Source organism: Paenibacillus sp. 276b, from assembly GCF_900107875.1.
GTDB classification, from domain to species: Bacteria; Bacillota; Bacilli; order Paenibacillales; family Paenibacillaceae; genus Paenibacillus; species Paenibacillus marchantiae.
This window is the reverse complement of the sequence record NZ_FNRR01000002.1, coordinates 108,060-124,444: the sequence shown is the minus strand read 5'-3', so window position 1 is coordinate 124,444 and position 16,385 is coordinate 108,060. Positions and strand designations below refer to the sequence as shown.

Annotated in this window: 18 protein-coding genes and 1 pseudogene; 2 read left to right on the top strand and 17 right to left on the bottom strand. The window is 38.6% G+C overall.

Features of this window, described 5'->3' with window-relative positions; all coding sequences use genetic code 11:
- Positions 1 to 8 precede the first annotated feature (8 nt).
- Positions 9 to 1,043, bottom strand: coding sequence for a WXG100 family type VII secretion target (locus BLV50_RS11380; protein WP_090807736.1), 1,035 nt, complete (start codon positions 1,041 to 1,043; stop codon positions 9 to 11).
- Between the two features lie 175 nt (positions 1,044 to 1,218).
- A complete protein-coding gene (locus tag BLV50_RS11375) occupies positions 1,219 to 1,740 on the bottom strand; it encodes a hypothetical protein (protein ID WP_090807734.1) in 522 nt (173 codons plus the stop codon).
- A 141-nt stretch (positions 1,741 to 1,881) separates the two neighbouring features.
- Here BLV50_RS11375 and BLV50_RS11370 point away from each other — a divergent pair, with 141 nt between their 5' ends.
- Positions 1,882 to 2,229, top strand: a complete 348-nt coding sequence (locus tag BLV50_RS11370; protein ID WP_090807733.1) for a helix-turn-helix domain-containing protein — start codon at positions 1,882 to 1,884, stop codon at positions 2,227 to 2,229.
- A gap of 757 nt (positions 2,230 to 2,986) precedes the next feature.
- Here BLV50_RS11370 and BLV50_RS11360 read toward each other — a convergent pair.
- The 3 genes from BLV50_RS11360 to BLV50_RS11350 form a co-directional block, all read right to left on the bottom strand.
- Positions 2,987 to 3,667 carry a hypothetical protein gene (locus tag BLV50_RS11360; RefSeq protein WP_143038111.1) on the bottom strand — a complete coding sequence of 227 codons (681 nt, stop codon included), beginning with the start codon at positions 3,665 to 3,667 and terminating at the stop codon, positions 2,987 to 2,989.
- A gap of 401 nt (positions 3,668 to 4,068) precedes the next feature.
- Positions 4,069 to 5,034 carry a PDDEXK family nuclease gene (locus BLV50_RS32450; RefSeq protein ID WP_143038110.1) on the bottom strand — a complete coding sequence of 322 codons (966 nt, stop codon included), beginning with the start codon at positions 5,032 to 5,034 and terminating at the stop codon, positions 4,069 to 4,071.
- A gap of 2 nt (positions 5,035 to 5,036) precedes the next feature.
- The gene (locus BLV50_RS11350; protein WP_090807729.1) at positions 5,037 to 5,309 is read right to left on the bottom strand and encodes a helix-turn-helix domain-containing protein; all 273 of its coding nucleotides are present in this window, start codon (positions 5,307 to 5,309) and stop codon (positions 5,037 to 5,039) included.
- Between the two features lie 122 nt (positions 5,310 to 5,431).
- Here BLV50_RS11350 and BLV50_RS11345 point away from each other — a divergent pair, with 122 nt between their 5' ends.
- Positions 5,432 to 6,391, top strand: a complete 960-nt coding sequence (locus BLV50_RS11345; RefSeq protein WP_090807727.1) for a DNA-methyltransferase — start codon at positions 5,432 to 5,434, stop codon at positions 6,389 to 6,391.
- A 166-nt stretch (positions 6,392 to 6,557) separates the two neighbouring features.
- Here the strand turns inward: BLV50_RS11345 and BLV50_RS11340 are convergent, their stop codons facing one another.
- The 12 genes and pseudogenes from BLV50_RS11340 to BLV50_RS11275 all read right to left on the bottom strand — a co-directional run bounded on the left by BLV50_RS11340 (position 6,558) and on the right by BLV50_RS11275 (position 16,369).
- A complete protein-coding gene (locus BLV50_RS11340) occupies positions 6,558 to 9,695 on the bottom strand; it encodes a DUF3427 domain-containing protein (protein WP_090807725.1) in 3,138 nt (1,045 codons plus the stop codon).
- Between the two features lie 260 nt (positions 9,696 to 9,955).
- Positions 9,956 to 10,435, bottom strand: a complete 480-nt coding sequence (locus tag BLV50_RS11335; protein WP_090807723.1) for a hypothetical protein — start codon at positions 10,433 to 10,435, stop codon at positions 9,956 to 9,958.
- 197 nt (positions 10,436 to 10,632) lie between these two features.
- Positions 10,633 to 11,115 carry a hypothetical protein gene (locus tag BLV50_RS11330; protein WP_090807721.1) on the bottom strand — a complete coding sequence of 161 codons (483 nt, stop codon included), beginning with the start codon at positions 11,113 to 11,115 and terminating at the stop codon, positions 10,633 to 10,635.
- Positions 11,116 to 11,837: 722 nt separating this feature from the next.
- On the bottom strand, positions 11,838 to 12,278 hold the full coding sequence (locus BLV50_RS11315; protein ID WP_090808755.1) for a hypothetical protein: 441 nt from the start codon (positions 12,276 to 12,278) through the stop codon (positions 11,838 to 11,840).
- A gap of 128 nt (positions 12,279 to 12,406) precedes the next feature.
- The gene (locus BLV50_RS11310) at positions 12,407 to 12,616 is read right to left on the bottom strand and encodes an EndoU domain-containing protein (RefSeq protein ID WP_256336500.1); all 210 of its coding nucleotides are present in this window, start codon (positions 12,614 to 12,616) and stop codon (positions 12,407 to 12,409) included.
- Positions 12,597 to 12,823 (bottom strand): annotated as a pseudogene (locus BLV50_RS33785) (hypothetical protein); the annotation flags it as partial. The gene BLV50_RS11310 and the pseudogene BLV50_RS33785, both read right to left, overlap by 20 nt.
- 271 nt (positions 12,824 to 13,094) lie before the next feature.
- The gene (locus tag BLV50_RS11305; protein ID WP_090807717.1) at positions 13,095 to 13,340 is read right to left on the bottom strand and encodes a hypothetical protein; all 246 of its coding nucleotides are present in this window, start codon (positions 13,338 to 13,340) and stop codon (positions 13,095 to 13,097) included.
- On the bottom strand, positions 13,337 to 13,618 hold the full coding sequence (locus tag BLV50_RS11300; protein WP_090807715.1) for a hypothetical protein: 282 nt from the start codon (positions 13,616 to 13,618) through the stop codon (positions 13,337 to 13,339). Before BLV50_RS11300 ends, BLV50_RS11305 begins: the two co-directional genes overlap by 4 nt.
- Before the next feature lie 423 nt (positions 13,619 to 14,041).
- Entirely contained in the window at positions 14,042 to 14,590 is a 549-nt protein-coding gene (locus BLV50_RS11290; protein WP_143021547.1) for a hypothetical protein, read from the bottom strand.
- Between the two features lie 216 nt (positions 14,591 to 14,806).
- Entirely contained in the window at positions 14,807 to 15,298 is a 492-nt protein-coding gene (locus BLV50_RS11285) for a hypothetical protein (protein ID WP_256337937.1), read from the bottom strand.
- A 38-nt stretch (positions 15,299 to 15,336) separates the two neighbouring features.
- Entirely contained in the window at positions 15,337 to 15,771 is a 435-nt protein-coding gene (locus BLV50_RS11280; protein WP_090807709.1) for a hypothetical protein, read from the bottom strand.
- A 109-nt stretch (positions 15,772 to 15,880) separates the two neighbouring features.
- Positions 15,881 to 16,369: a hypothetical protein gene (locus BLV50_RS11275; protein ID WP_090807708.1), complete on the bottom strand. Its 489-nt coding sequence runs from the start codon at positions 16,367 to 16,369 to the stop codon at positions 15,881 to 15,883.
- Positions 16,370 to 16,385 lie beyond the last annotated feature (16 nt).

Here is a 16,385-nt window from a genome sequence, read left to right as displayed (position 1 = left end):
AACCTCCATCATTGATCGATAAATCCTTTGAATGAACCATCTTGGTTAAGCCTTACTCCGCGACCATCAGGTAAATTCTTTTCGAGGAAAGTAATACCTCTATTATTTGTAGTTTTCTTAAATTCACTTGGAGCATCAAGTATATCCTGTAAATGCTTTTGAGCTACTTGATTAATTTGTTCAGGCCCACCTCTAACTCTTCCCCATATATCTGGGTTTCGCCCTGCATGTTTCTGCAAAGCATGTCCTACAACGGTTTCTCCACCTTTTTTGGGAGCAGTAGCAGAACTAATAACGGTATCTTTGTTAAATATCACAGGGTTTACACCATTCAAGTTATCTAGCTTAGACTTTGGAAACTTCAATCCTCCAGTCGGAACCTTATAACCCTTATTATACGTTCCTGTAAAAGCCAACACTAGCTTAGCAGTCTGTAAACCTCCTATAGAAACTGCTGCTTGCCATGCTGGTATGGATTCTCCAGTTACGGGATGATGACCTTCCTTAAATGCACTAATCTGTTCATCATATATATCCCCACCGCCAGACTCCGGTTGCTTCGGTCCAGCTCTCATTTCTTCATAGGTGCCACCATTTTCCCAATACTTAACAAACTCTTTTTGCCCTGGCATTCCATCCTCTGCTTCACTGGCAGGCATGTTAACTCCAAACAAAGGATTATATACCATTCGTCGTTGCTCTTCTGGGTTACCTGTATTATGGTTCATCATTGTATGGGCAGCAATCTGTCCAGCAACGGCTCCCAAGCTCACCTGTTCCTGATCTGCTTGGTCGAATCTCTCGGCAATCGCGAACAGATCTTGGGATGACTTAACCATACTTTCCAGCGCTCGATCCAGAACAGAACGTGACTGCTGAAAATCATAGAAAAACCGTTCTTGCGTCGCTCCCGCCCACTGAGACTGGATGAATCCGATCTTTGCAGTCAGGTCATTACGTATACCTTCCAACTGCTGCCTGCCCTGCTCAATCTGTTTAGATACATGCAACAGTTGCTCTGGTGTTACTTTAATTGTACTCATATCATTCTCCGCCGTTAGAATTAGGATTTTACAATGTTAGCAGAAGTTTGTTGCAAATACATCCACCTATTATCCTGATTTTCCCTTTCCCCAAATAAATAACTTTCATTACTTATAACCCTTCAGTCCCATTCCATATGAAAAGAACCTCCAGGTCATCATGATACGCCTTATATCAGAAAAACTTTGTTGAATTATCATTCAATCGAGTGGCTAACTCCTCCAATATGTCTTCTGTCCGTTGAAAAAGCTTTTCGATGTTATCAAGGTCTAAATATTGGTCCTCTTGGCGTTCCTCTAAAGATGACATATGTTGCATCGTGCCGATGAACAAAGCGATATCCAATCCGGGTTCAGTGTCCGTATGCACTAGAGGCAAGATTTCATTCATGGTGAGTTCTTTGGGTGGATGAACTGAATGATACTTATAGGTATAAAGCGCCTTGATCATGGAGGCTAGAGCCCAATCGCAGAGAATCAGGCATACTTTGAACTGTTTGTGATTACGCATGATGGCGGCAAGTTTGAGATGATACTTAGCATGTTGGTGATAGCCCATTGTTGTAGTACGTAGCATGTGGTAAGCAGGAGTATGTTTGGACCTAGGTTGTATGGATATATCATGGTCTTGCAAACGTGGAGTAAAATCTACTTGGTGATTACAATGTGCTCCGGTTATGGACCAATTTCTTGCCATTGTCATCCCTCCAAAGAGTTAATACCAGTATTATACAATAAAATGATACTTATAGTAATCAATTAAATTATTTGTATTCTTCGTTTGGTGTTTACCTTGAGGAAACTTGTCTACACTTTTGAACATAGAGAGGTGAATACCGTGAACGAGGACAGAGAAGTTTTGAAGCTGGTCGGAGCCAGAATTCGCGCACTACGCAAAGAAAGAGGGTATTCACAGGAATCCCTCGGAGAAAAAGGCGGATTTCATTTTTCATACATAGGACAGATTGAACGTGGAGAAAAGAACGTTTCTTTGGTGAACTTGGCAAAGATCGCTGAGTCCTTAGATGTTAATTTGATTCAATTATTTGCTTATATAGAGATGGAGGAAGAGTTCGAGGTAACTGAGAATGAGAAAGAAATAAGCGAAATTGTGCAGATGCTAAGAGATTCTTCTTCAGATAATATACGCGTAGCTAAAAATGTTATTAAGGGCATAATGATGTGATGTGAAATGCAGTACACCCTATCAGTCCTTTTCAGCAATTCAATGTCCACCTTGCTGGACACGAGAAGCTACACGTTCTAAATGCATTTGGACGTCTTGGAGGCCGATATAATACACAATCATATATCCGGCTTCTTTGGCAATTTGCATATGCTTCAAAACGAGTGTACCTGATAAGGTCGTTTCAATAGTAGAAGGGTGGCTTCCCTTTGAGGGAACGAATTCTTTTTACTGCTTCCCGCCCTACCTACAGGTCTGCACTTCTTTAATCATTAGGAGTTAATTCCCGTGCGATCTGGTTTGGATCAACCAGCTCCCCTAGCGAATTTCTCATATGCAAGCTAATTGTGCTTTTCCCCCATTGATGCCTGCAAAAACTGTCATAATAGGTCGAGTATCATTCATTATATTATAATTCCCGCCGGTTGCCAGTTGAATCAGAAACGATCTCGAATTTATTCCCTTCTGCATCTTCTAGTACACGTTTTTTATTTCTTTATACAATATATGGATGCACCTGATCCTTTGGCTTGCTCGCGTGCATGTTGGTTAGCTTTTTTTTGGAGTTGTTCTCGATTATCGAACATCTTGAATCCCTCAATCCTTATAATTACGCTTATTATGTCATAAAGAGCCACCAACCAGATGACTGGCAGGTGACAATTTGACTTACTGCACATGGAGGCGACCCGCGGCTATACAAAACCACAATTTTCCGTCGCTTAATGATACGATTGTTTGGGGAGGTACGTGATTTCTATTCCCACAAATCTGAAATTTCATTTGCCTTTAGTAATAAATCGAACGATGAATATCTAACCTTCCCCCTTACTTCTATCACAGGAGTACTACCCAATCCAATCTTCTTCTCTAATTCAACAGGTGGTCCATCGAAGAAAATGATGTATTTGTTTGTATTTGGGTATGGCTTAATATCTTTTACCTTGGCGTAGTGTGTGATTCCACTGTAGGGAGCACCTCGATAACAAGCCACATATTCTAAAGTCGGGATTCGCCATTCAGCAATTCGCACAGAATACCATTGTTGCTTTTTCAAGAAAACCTGTTCAAACCCCTCATTTCTAGCTGTAAAGATTGCTAGATTCTTCTCCCCCGTCACTATTCTTTCTGAGGATTGTTTTTCGAATTCTGCTTCGTCATCCTTTTCTTTAGTGTCAATCAATTCCTCAATGTTAATTAAGTGATCTTGCAAAAGCACTTCCGCCGCAGCCTTAACGTACTCATCAATTGCTGTTTCAATCAATTGATTTCGAGATGTTGCCATTTTCCCTCCAGTTAAGCCCTTAAATTGCTCCACAATAATATCAGTCATCTGTAGTGTTCTCTCATCAATCATGAGAGAAATTTGTCTTTTTGCGCCTTCTTCCTTGCTCATGTTCAAGGCTTTTCTAATCGTTTCTTGAAGCGACATTGTCAAGCGATCAGCTCCTAGTTCTAATTTAATATAAATATATCATATGCAATTAAATATGTTAATCAATATGTTTAACTATTATAAAAAAACATATGTAATTCAGTATCACTTCACTGATAAAGCAAAAGTACCGTTAAATCGTCGTAATGACGAAATAACGGTACTTTCAACTGTAGTGGGGCTATTCCAACAACTTCTTTAACATATGTAGTGGTTTGAATGGACAAGGGTTCATAAATGCTAAACTATAGCTGTGCAAAACCACAGTTCGCCGCAGCATGATACTTAGATAGACCACACTCTACTGAACATTATCCTTCGGATACATTATCTTCTGTAAGCTGACTTAAACTAAATATAAAAAATAACCTTAATTTACTATTCTTAAGCGAATTCGTTGAAATTTAACAGTGTCTACCGGATATAGCACACTCAAAACTTCTTTTTATCAATGACATTGGTTCATCCAAAGGATTAGTTTCAAGACTCCTTTTATTAGTCAGTTTATAGCTATAGTTATACTTCCCACTCCCCATTTTCTCACTCTTCTTATTGTCCTTAGCTTTTTTAAGCATACCTTTCAATTCAAAGCTTTCTTCCCAATCACGCTCTTCTATATCAACCCATATAAATAAGTGAACATGTTTTTGATGATGCAAGATTTTCAGAAAACCTTCTTCATTTATACAATATTCAGTTTTTCCAGCGGTCTCAATTTTCTTGATATCCTTAGATAAACCAAAAACCAAAGAATCTAATTCATCTACAACCTCTTCAATTGACCTAGTCATACGAGTAGAAAAATCATATGCTACATTGTCTTCCATAAATTTATAATCATAAATTGATTTTGGATCTCGTAACAAGTCGCCCTCAAAATAAATAAGAGTACCTTCCCTTCTTACAAACTCTAAATTAATTTTAGGGTTGTTTAACTGTCTGTTATGATTAATAACCGACAGTTCCCATTTATTAAAATATTCTTCGTTCAATTTATAAGGATGAATGGCGTATATTTCCAGTAACTCTACTCCTCTATATACAGCAATAGACCATGGAACCTTTCTATACTTCTCTATGATTTTCGTATTTAAATGATGGTGTGTGGAAATCGAAGAAGTCTTATTTATGTTTACGCTCTTCATCTCCCACTCTACTCCATTTTCATCCATACCATCATTACCTTCACGTCCATCAAGATTGGTAAAATTCAATATTGTTAACTGCTGCATTACCTTACCATCGTTATCTTGAAAAATGTCATCTATCCCAAACTCTTGTTTTGCAAAGCTACTAAGTACCTTTAAATTTTCCCACATTACATTTAGATTTACTAATTTCTCCTGATGCTCCCTGTCGTTAAATGGCATTTTTAATCTCCTTTAATGTCGTTCCCTTTTGAATTTTGAGTAATTAATTCCTCTAGACTAATGGATAAGGCCGCTGCTATCTTTAGAAGAGTAGTATAAGATGGGTTTTTTTGAGCTAATTCAAGTTTGCTTATGTAATTACGATGGAGTCGTGCCTTGAAACCTAATGTTTCTTGGGAAAATCCAGATTTTTCTCTCAATACCCTTATACGTTCACCTAAGGAGCGTAACTCTTGTTCATATTTGTACTCTTCTTTAATATCATCTGTGTTCATTAGCCACCTCAAGCAGGGTTCCTTTTTTACATGAATTATATTATAATTAACACATATACTCTTCACACTATAGTGTGAAATTCAACCTATTGTGTGAAAAGAAAAGTATAGGAGTTGTACAAATGAATTTAAGACTTGCTTATGAAACTAGGTTAGGGAAAGCATACAATGGAGATTCCCTTGAATTACTTGAATCTTTAGATGATAATTCGATCAATCTTGTAATGACCTCACCACCCTTTGCATTACTACGTCAAAAGTCATATGGAAATAAAGTTGGCGATGATTATATTGAGTGGTTAAGTCAATTTGCTGCTAAAGTCAAGGAAAAACTGTGTGAGGATGGGAGTTTTGTAGTTGATCTTGGAGGAGCCTACGAAAGAGGAGTGCCTGTTCGTTCGCTATACAACTATAAAATTCTTATTAAATTTGTAGAAGAATTAGGGTTCCATTTAGCGGAAGAATTCTTTTGGTATAATTCCTCAAAGTTACCTAGCCCAATAGAATGGGTAAACAAAAGGAAAATTCGGGCTAAAGATTCAGTTAATACAGTGTGGTGGTTCTCCAAATCTGCTTTTCCGAAAGCGGATGTTCGTAATGTACTGGTGCCTTACTCTGAAAGAATGCAAAAGTTATTAAAGGATTCAAAAAAATACTATGATCCAAAAGAAAGACCATCTGGTCATGACATAGGTGAAGGGTTTAATAAGGACAATGGTGGAGCAATACCTTCAAATTTACTTCAAATACCCAACTCTGAAAGTAACTCAAAGTATCTTCGATACTGCAAAAAAATCGGAGTAAAAGGGCACCCCGCCAGGTTTCCAGGAAAACTACCGGAGTTTTTTATTAAATTTCTTACTGATCCTGATGATATTGTTGTTGACATTTTTGGTGGATCTAATACAACTGGAGAAATAGCTGAACTTCATAACAGAAAATGGTTAAGTTGTGACCTTGATAATGAATATGTGGCTGCTTCTGCTTTTAGGTTTCTTGACTCTACAGTTACTGCTAAAGAGGTGTATGATCAGCTAGTTAATGGACAGTACGTTGATCTTAAACAATATACCCTTGTTTGAAAATCAACCTCACTTGTTGTATATTAAAAACAGCCTCTTCCAAAAGAAGAGGCTGTTTTTATTTCTTTATTAACTGTGAAGAGAATAAGATTAACTTAAAATAATGGTCAGCACGGAAATTTTAATACTTTTTTAATTAAATTGTTTATAAAATAAATGATTGAATTCAAACAATACACTTATTCGCCACCGCCACCATCTTCGCAGGCATCTCGTCCCGTAATCGCCACACGAAGCTCATCGGTTTGTTCCCTTCATGACTCACATAATCGGCTTCGCCCAGAAAGAGAAATGGAGACGTATAGCCATGCTCCTCCTTATACTCCCGCACGAACAGCACGATTCGGTTGCCCGTCTCCCGATGATGAATATAACGCTGCGCGGTGGCTGTATGCTCGGATACGCGGCTCTGGGTCTGCCAGTGAAACAAACGCTCGTTGATCGCATAATCCTCATACAGCGTAGAAGGAGAGAAATCTTTGTCCGATTTGTTCAGTGTAATGAAGAAAATATCCGTCTGTTCATCTGCAAAATACTTCACGCCTTCACGGAAGGTGGGAGATTGCTCAGCACTCCAGTAACCGAAGGCGGCAAGCACTTGGTCCATGGAGTACATACAGTGGATATCCAGTGGACAAGTGTACGGGAACGAATTGCTTTTATCCACAAATCGCAGATGAGCCCGATTATATTGAAAAATATCCACAAGCTCTGCTCGGAATGCTTCACAAGACAGCACACGCTGCACACCCTCTTCGATACTACTCAACCCTAGTTTCTCGGGCGCAGCCCGGTGGAAGGTGTAATAGAACATAATCAACATGCGCTGTTCATCAGCGTTGGTCGGTTCTTTCCCTTTTTCAATAAAGTCGATCAGGAACGTCAGCCAGCTTCGGGAGTTAATCGTCAACACAGATGGCAATCTGCGGATGTACTCTTCGTGTTCATCTTCAATAGGTGCTGTTAATCCGGCTTCGGCCAACATGCCCCGGAAATACCTTCTCCCCGTACGTCCACCATACAATTCAACTAGTGTCATCCCGTGATGCTCCACAAAATGAGCCAAGGTCAGCGGCAGTCCGGTGTCTTGCTGGAACGTTTGCAGCTTCTGGATCAACGCTCTGCGATTACGACTCATCTGCTTGAGGTTGCGCATGATGTATTCCTTCGCTTGCTTTTCCAACTGAATGAACGTGACGCGAGGCAGGTTCGAAAAGCCGTTCTCGACGTAGTACGAGATGGAATGTTTGGTAGCGCCAATCAGGGCGCGGAATTTATCTTGGAACCTGTACTCCTGGTGCGCTTGCCCAATGAAGTCGAGCACGGTCAGGCACTCTTTGCCCTCCGCCATCCGCAGTCCACGTCCCAACTGTTGCAAGAATACGGTCAGACTCTCGGTAGGACGCAGGAACAGGATGGTGTTCACCTCAGGGATATCCACGCCCTCATTGTACAGATCAACGACAAAGATCATGCGCAGTTCCCCGTTCACCAGCTGTCCTTTCGCAGAATGACGTTCCTGTTCGCTCGACCCGCCATGCAGGGCTATGGATGGAATGCCGACTTCGTTAAATATTTTGGCCATATACATCGCATGATCCACCCCTACGCAGAAACCAAGCCCCTTCACATCGTCCAGATCGGTTACGTATTTGTTCAGACTTTGGATGATCTGGTTGGCACGGATTTTGTTATGGGTATAGAGCTTTTCCAGTTCGTTCAGATCGTAGCCTTTGCGCGACCACTTTACCTGGGATAGATCGACAGTATCGGTGACGCCAAAATACTGGAAAGGACTCAGTAGTTTCCGGTCAATCGCATCGGTTAGACGGATCTCGGCGGCAATCGTATGATCGAAGTAGGCGGTAATATCTTTGCCATCCATTCGTTCCGGTGTTGCAGTAAGTGCTAGCAAAATCTTCGGTTCATAGTGAGACAACAGCTTCTGGTACGAAGGCGCTGCGGCATGGTGGAATTCATCCACAATGATGTAATCGTAATAATCTGGGCTGGTGATCTCCGTCAGCTTCATAGCGTTAAGGCTCTGAATGCTAACAAACAGGTGGTCCAGCGCCTCCGCTCGGTGATTCCCGACATGCAGCTCACCAAAGTTCATATCCTTCAGAATATACCGGAACGTGTCCCGGCTTTGCTTCAAGATTTCTTCCCGATGGGCGACAAAAAGCAGCTTGGCTCCCGCATATCTTGCCCGGAATCGCTTGTAGTCAAAGGCAGAGATGACCGTTTTGCCAACGCCTGTGGCGGCGACGATCAGGTTGTGGTTTCGTCCATACAGCGTACGCTCAGCGTGCAGCTGCTCCAGCACTTCTTTTTGATAATCGTAAGGCTGAATGTCGAGGTGAAAGTGGTTGGATTGATCTTTTTTACGATTCAAAGCCGCCTTCAACTGTGCCTCATGGCCTTCATCTTCAGCTACATAACGCGTGAATTCACGGTCATTCCAGTAACTCTCGAAGGTCGCTTCAATCTTGCGCAGCACGTCGAGTGAATCCTTCTCCGTCACCTTGAGGTTCCACTCCATACCACTGGTCAGCGCCGGGTTGGACAGGTTGGAAGAGCCGACATAGGCGGTGGTGAATCCAGTATCACGGTGGAAAATGTACGTTTTGGCGTGCAGCCGTGTCACTTTGGTATCATACGAAATCTGGATCTCTGTGTTAGATAATTTGCTAAGTTCGGTAATAGCCTTGAGGTCGGTTGCCTCCATATAGGTGGTTGTGATGATCCGCAGCTTCCCGCCGCCTGCTGTAAAATGCTGAAGCTGTTCCAGAAGCAGGCGAAGCCCGCTGAATTTGATAAATGACACCAACCAGTCGATCCGATCGGCGGTCACGATCTCCTTTTGCAACTCCAGTAACATACTCGGTTCGGACTTCGCGCCTGTGAATAATGAACTTTGGGAGATTGGCGTATCAGGACGAACGATTTTGGTATCCCGGACCGCACGAATGCTGTTCAGCTTGGAGTACACATGGGTCAGCACTTCCCCCTGTTCATCCAGTTGTAATTCGTTGTATTCTTCTTCCCCCAGTGTGCCTTTCAGGGTAGCAATAATCTCATTACACGTTCGAATCTGCGCCAACACTGCTGTCTTATCTTCCGTCTGTTCCCGTACAATCTTGAGCGCTCGCCGAGTCACCGCCGCCAGATACGTGGACAGCAATTTACGTGCTTCCTCTGCATCCAGCTTCTCGGTCCCAATGTTATACACATCCGGGTCCAGCGCCGAAATCTCCTGTCTGGTGATTGTGTTGATAAGCTGTTCATATATACCTTGTTTCATGAATATACCTCGTGTGGGTGTAGGATAGTTGTGGATAGTTCTCTATATATATGATGAGCTAAAAATTGTTTCTTCTATATTATCGACCAATCTATGGAAGATTTCATTAGTTGTTTGATTTCATAGGAAAAAGCACCTCTACTTTTGGTTTGGTAGAAGTGCTCAATGATATGACTTTAAGTCATGCATAGATACGCGCAGCTCATATCATCTTTTCACTGTAACGATTGGATTATAAGTTAGTATGACAGTCTACTCTCTTAAATTGAAAATAAGGTTATCATTTTATCTTTAATAGAGATTGATAAGTAATTGCTTGTTTTTTGAGTTTGAATATCAACAAACAGGCTAGTTATCTCCTTTTGTAGTACCAAAAGCTCGGCTGGAATAACAAAAACATTCATTTTCTTTATATTCAGACCCTCATCATCAATTTCGATCTCAATTCTCTGTATATCATCGTCAGCACGCAAAATATCAGCTAGACAATAGACAATCTTATCTTCTCTAGCCTCCTTAACCACTTTTTCTCCTAATAACCCTAAGAGAACTTGATAATTCGGATCTCCGTCTTTAAATATATTAATTAACTCAATGATAAGGTCATTCAGAGGAATATTTCTTAATTTCTCTTCCATCCTCTCTCTTGAATCATCTAGAAACCACGATTCAAGGTCCACTGGTGTATCGTCTATTATCCCGGGAACATAGGGCTTAGTGTAAAGAAAATCTTTATTCATTGTTCAACCCACCTTTTTGAATGGCGTGTCACTTATATAGTCGAGTATATTTTACTGCCCTTACGCTAAAGTAAGTTCTTTCATCACGATGTCTGATTTCTCTTGCACCCGTTCTTGAAGAAAAGCAATTCTAATTTAGGTTCTCTCTTGTAGAAGTGCTTAATCACTTTAAATGAATTATCTATAGATGTATAAGACTATACAATCTTTTCACTACACCACTTCGGGTCATATGGCATCTTACTTAATTTTATAATATCGTCAGCGGTGTAATACCATTCGGCATCATCAAACCATAAATAATCCTCGCCGTTATCTTTAAAATACTCTACAACGAATCTAAAGATAAATTTGTACTCATGATTTATATTTTCAATATCTAAAGCCCAGAAGTAATTTTCGTCTTGAGTAAGCCAAGTGAAACTATCAATTGAGTCTTCTTCTACTTGATTAACATTAAATGTGAAATACTTTAAGTTGTCTTTATTATCTATGGTTTTAAAAGTAGATTCATCAACTTCTGATAGAGTCCCTTCAGCAGATATAAAGAGATCATCACGGTATTTATCTTTTATCAAGATGCAAAACATATTCGCTTTTTGCGCTGCTTTCTTAAAATCCTCAATGGCTTTTTCAGGAACATAATTTTCTATCTTTTTTAGGAATATGACAGAACTCATCTCAAACAGCCCACTTTCAATTCTTCTCGATTAGATTTCCCGATCTCATAATCCGTCTCCGAAGTTGATTTTGCAACTCCTAAAATTTAGATCCTCTACCCTATAAAAACAATTACGTCCTGTCTTTGAAATGCAAGTGGCAACTTTTCTCGAAGTCCCTCTATTCTTTCGACTATTTTATCCCTTTGCTCACCTTTTTAATTCTTTATAGCCCATTCCTTTACCAGAAGTAGTTCCTCAATAATCATCGGCACATCTTCCCCTTCTATATCAACACCAGTTGAGAAGAGATCTATCCATTTTAAATCTAATACTTCAACTGCGGGTGACCATCAATCCTTAAAAAAAGTTTCTGTTGCAACTGGAACAAAAAACTCTTTTCAAAATCATTTTGTGGTTCATGTATCACAGCACTAATAGACATTCCTTAATTCCCTCCGAAATTTGCGAATTATCCCAGGCCTAACGTCCACAATTTTGCCCACTGTCATAGCATATGTAAGACTGGTTACACTATTGTAAGTTTCTTCATCCTTATCAAAGAAAAGTTTCTCTTTTCTACATATGTTCCGAGCAGCACTCGATAAAAGATAAGTCCGCATGCTCTTTCCAAGTCTAAATAGTATAAAAGATGATATCCCCATGAATTAAATCTCCCAATAATAAGATGATACAACTCTTCACTGCTTGCCGACCATGATTAGGAATGAGCTCTACATCATCTATTGTATAGATTCATTTTCTATACTCTCAACTTCTAACATCTTTTGTTCAACCCATTTCATAACCATTTCTGCCTCCTTTAAAGCAATCACTCCCTTTTTACTTTTAAATTTGTAAGTTTCGTAAGCCCATAGTAATATAATTTTCACAAATTCAACTGTCTCTAATTTACAGATCGGTTCAATTTCATCTTCTTCCTCATCATAAAATGGATCTTCAATTATTGTATAGTCTTTATGTGATATAACGCTGGATGCATTTCCTCCATGTCTATATTCGGAGATTCCTCCCCTTAATAATTCAAAATAATTCTCAATATCTTTTCTCAAATCTTCAAATCTCCAAGAAATATCAGATCCTAAAGGATCACTTATCATAGTGGCGAACTCAAGTGATTTTTCCTCGTCAAAATCCATTACAACCAAATTAAATTCATCCATATATTTTAATTTATATTTATATTTTATCTTCACTAATGTACCCTCCAATTCATGGGTATGCTGAGATTATCTTATCATTTCTCAAAATAAGCTCTATTTCCATACCTGTGCTTGTTTTCCCTATATATTTATTGTTTTATTATATTTACTTTACTATTAAAAGCTTCATTTACTGAATCAATTACCTGTTGTGGTGTCCATTCCTTTGGAAAAAATGTGGATTTGGGTCCTTTTGGTACTCCATTAATTTCAACATTGGCTTGATAGACACCAAACTCATTAGGTGTATCAACTTTCCCGACAATCTTACCGTTAATATTTGGTATCCCGGACCACACGAATACTGTTCAACTTGGAATACACATGGGTCAGTACTTCCCCCTGCTCATCCAGTTGCAATTCGTTGTACTCTTCTTCCCCAAGCGTGCCTTTCAGAGTAGCAATAATCTCATTACACGTTCGAATCTGCTCTAATCTGGGTTCAGCGCCGAAATCTCCTGTCTGGTGATAGTGTTAATAAGCTGTTCATATATGTCTTGGTTCATGAATATACCTCGCGAGAGTTAGGATGGCTGTGGATATGTAAGTGATATCATTTTATATGCATTAGTTGTTTGTATATAAAAAAAGAGCGCTCTTTATTGCCTATGAATGGCAGGACACTCCTCTTTTCTATAAAAAAGGCTTATTCCTCCTTCGAAAAAGTTGGAATAAGCTTTTAAATTTCTCTAATCAAAAAGTTTGGATTTTTTAGAGTACACGATTGTTGGTAAATTGTAAAAACATGCTATTTGAAGTGTAAATGAACTTAGACCCTTAAGAGGCGTAGGATGTTCTATCTGGGAAAATACCATCATTCTCTTTTAAGATTCTAATTAATTTTGAAGCTGCGCGTAAGAAATAGAAATTTGTGGTTGAACCCGGAACCTTTTCGATTTCTTCACATTCCCCATCCGACTTACTTAACTTAATTTTCCCTAATGAATTTTCATCCGGGCCAAATTTATATACTACAAAATCCCTTGTCTCTTCTTCTTTAACTAACAGAACATAAGTAGTCAATGTTCTACCTCCCTAATATTAAATAATTCATGATTGAGTAATAAGATGTCATTTTTATTATAGCTTCCTTTCATTAATCGCTCCCAAGCTAAAGCCTGTTGATAATTCGGGTCAAAAGACTTAATTTCTCCACTATGCCGCTTACCTCCACTCGATCCGCCCAGATCACTATGCATATTCTCTACCGCACGAATGCTGTTCAGTTTGGAATACACATGGGTCAGTACTTCCCCCTGCTCATCCAGTTGCAATTCATTGTACTCTTCTTCCCCAAGCATGCCTTATGTAAGTGGTACCATTAGATGCTTGTTATTAGTAAATATGGTCTCTGCTCTATTATCGTCCAGCATGGGAGAAAATTCATTAGTTGTTTGGTTATAAAAAAAGAGCACTCTCTACCCATTCTGAACGGTAGTAGTGCTACACTTTGGGTGTGAGCTATTATGAAATTAACATTAGTAATCGGCTTCCTGCCCAAAGTAAGTACCCAAATTGAATCGTGACATACATGATGTATTCTATAACCGTTAGTTTCCTTTGCCTTATGATTTTACGTAACTCTAGAAAGTAAAAGAAGGTACCAATGAGTAAAAGAATCACTGCTAATTCATTAATTGTTTCTAGGATGGATATACTCCTCATCTCCTTTCATACTAAAGAACCTCTTAAATTTTATTAGACATCAATCACACTCATAATTATCATTCGTACCTTGGATTCAAAGCATCTCTCCAAACGTCATCATCCACGAAATTAACCTTTTTCTCACTAAAATAAGCTCGGGTCACTTGCTCCAGATCATTCAAGATTTGGGGCCAATCATTCTCATTAATTTCCTTGGATTCAAAGTCCCCAACAATGTTCAGCCATCGATGATTTAACTGCTGGTACTCCTCGATTCTGGCTTTAAGTTCAGCTTTTACAGGATAACTGGTTATGTCCAGTCTCTCGAACGTCATTCGCATGCGGTGAAGTGTAAGTGGCAAAATGTCATCTTGGCCTAATTCGTTTGTAAATAATGCTGCGGGTTTTACCAGCCAGTTGGCTTCTTCGCTGAAACTTAGATTCATCAAGTTATACTTATCCATAATCTGCGTCATATCTGTAAAGTTGTAATAGAGCTGGCTGCCTTGTTCTCCATCCTCAACCATCTCGTTTGTTATTATTTCATTCTTAAGTATTCGGTTAAATAAAATATCATTATTTATAATCGCACTCTTCATATCAACCATATCTTGTCGTACATTCATCGTTAGATACTGCTCATACATTCTTTTTTCTTTATAGAGGCTATAAGTTAGAACAAGTAAGATCACCAAGGCAATACAACATCCGATTATTAAAAGTCGTTTTTTTAGTATCATGGCAAGCTTTTCTCCTAAGATTTTATAGTAAGAAGCACCTCTACGTTTGTGTGTAGAAGTGCCTTTAAGTAGTATCATTATTCCATTTACCTGCTGATTTTTTTAGCTTGATAGCTCCCTTTCAATATAAGGACGGTCAAGTAGAAGAAGAAGGCTTGAAGTTAGATATTTAGTTTGATATTCATCCAACTGATTATTGACCGTCAACAGACCATTCTTCATTCTAAGTAGTTGAGTAGAACCATCTTCTAGGAATAAAAGATTACCCTCAGTATGTTTTATAAGCTTACTAATAATTCTGAAAGTATACTCTATCCCTTTATAAAAAGTACTACCAAACAATTGAAGCCTAATACATACATTAACATCTAAGTTATAATGTTTTTTAACAAAAGCGATATCGGAAATATCCTCTATCTCAAGAGTCAATGAGAAAAAATCAGAACCAATTACAATTTCTTCATCGTTACTATTAAAAAAAGCCGATCCGTTAACAAATTCAGTGGTATATCTTTTTAACAGTTTTCCTAGAGAATTAAGATCTAAATTAGATCGTAGAAATAATTCGAAATCCATTTTATTTTTCTTCCCCAAATTCGACTTTGTTGCCCACGCAAACTTCTGAGCATCCCCTAGATTATATCTCCAACCTGATAACTTAGTCCTAATCCATGAAAAGGGAATTCAACTGATCCATTTAGCTTTTTATCATCCACAGTTATTACACTGTTTTTTCGCATTAATATTGGTTTATCATTCAACTCTAGAAGACAGTCTCCATCCATACCATTAATTAATTTTCCAATGAAGACCATTAGATCGTCTGCCCAATGACTATAAGAAGATATAATATCAATGTAACAACAAAATTTTAATTCAATATTATAATCTTCACTTGCAAACATAGTACCAGGCCCTCCCTCATTAATGGATAGTGTGAACCCGTCGCAAGGGACCGTTAGCTTATTATTCTCTTCTATTATTTCAACATTTTGAAATAATCTAGTTAATGAATTTTTTAATTCTCTGTATTCAGAGTAACCTCCAAAATAAAAATTACCAAACATATTTTTTTCTCCTTTTTCAGGTTTTAATCTCGTTATCTGTCCAATCTAGTGATTTTATAGTAAGAAGCACCTCTACGCGGTAGAAGTGCCTTTATGCATTATCTGTAATTCAGTTGTGAGATTTTGTAAAAGCCGAATACTCGATATTCTTAAGAAGTTCTCCATAATGCGTCTGGAGCAATTCAAGGTATGTTCCGTTGAACGTATACTTTCCGTTTTTAAAGAAAAATATCTCTTCTCCAGAAGTGTGATAGAAGACGCCATCTACTCTAAGTGATTCTAATATAGCAAAAGAAATTTCATACATTGTTTTATACCATAATTCATATTGCTGGTTATTCTCCAATTCATAAGATATCGTTTGTTGATAAATAAAATCCTCTTCTTGAAACATCGTTTCATAAGATGCTGCTGGATGATCAGGTGGAAAATTATTATCATAAGTAGTTATTTTCAAACCACTGCTTAGATCAAACTCATCAATGGACAATGAATTGTTTTTTCGGTTCATATAATTCACTTCAACATTCTTACTTTCAATTAATTTTTTTAACCATGACGCATCTTGTTTTCCATTCAACTTCAGTGAATATTCCATAACTTGTCTCCTCTAC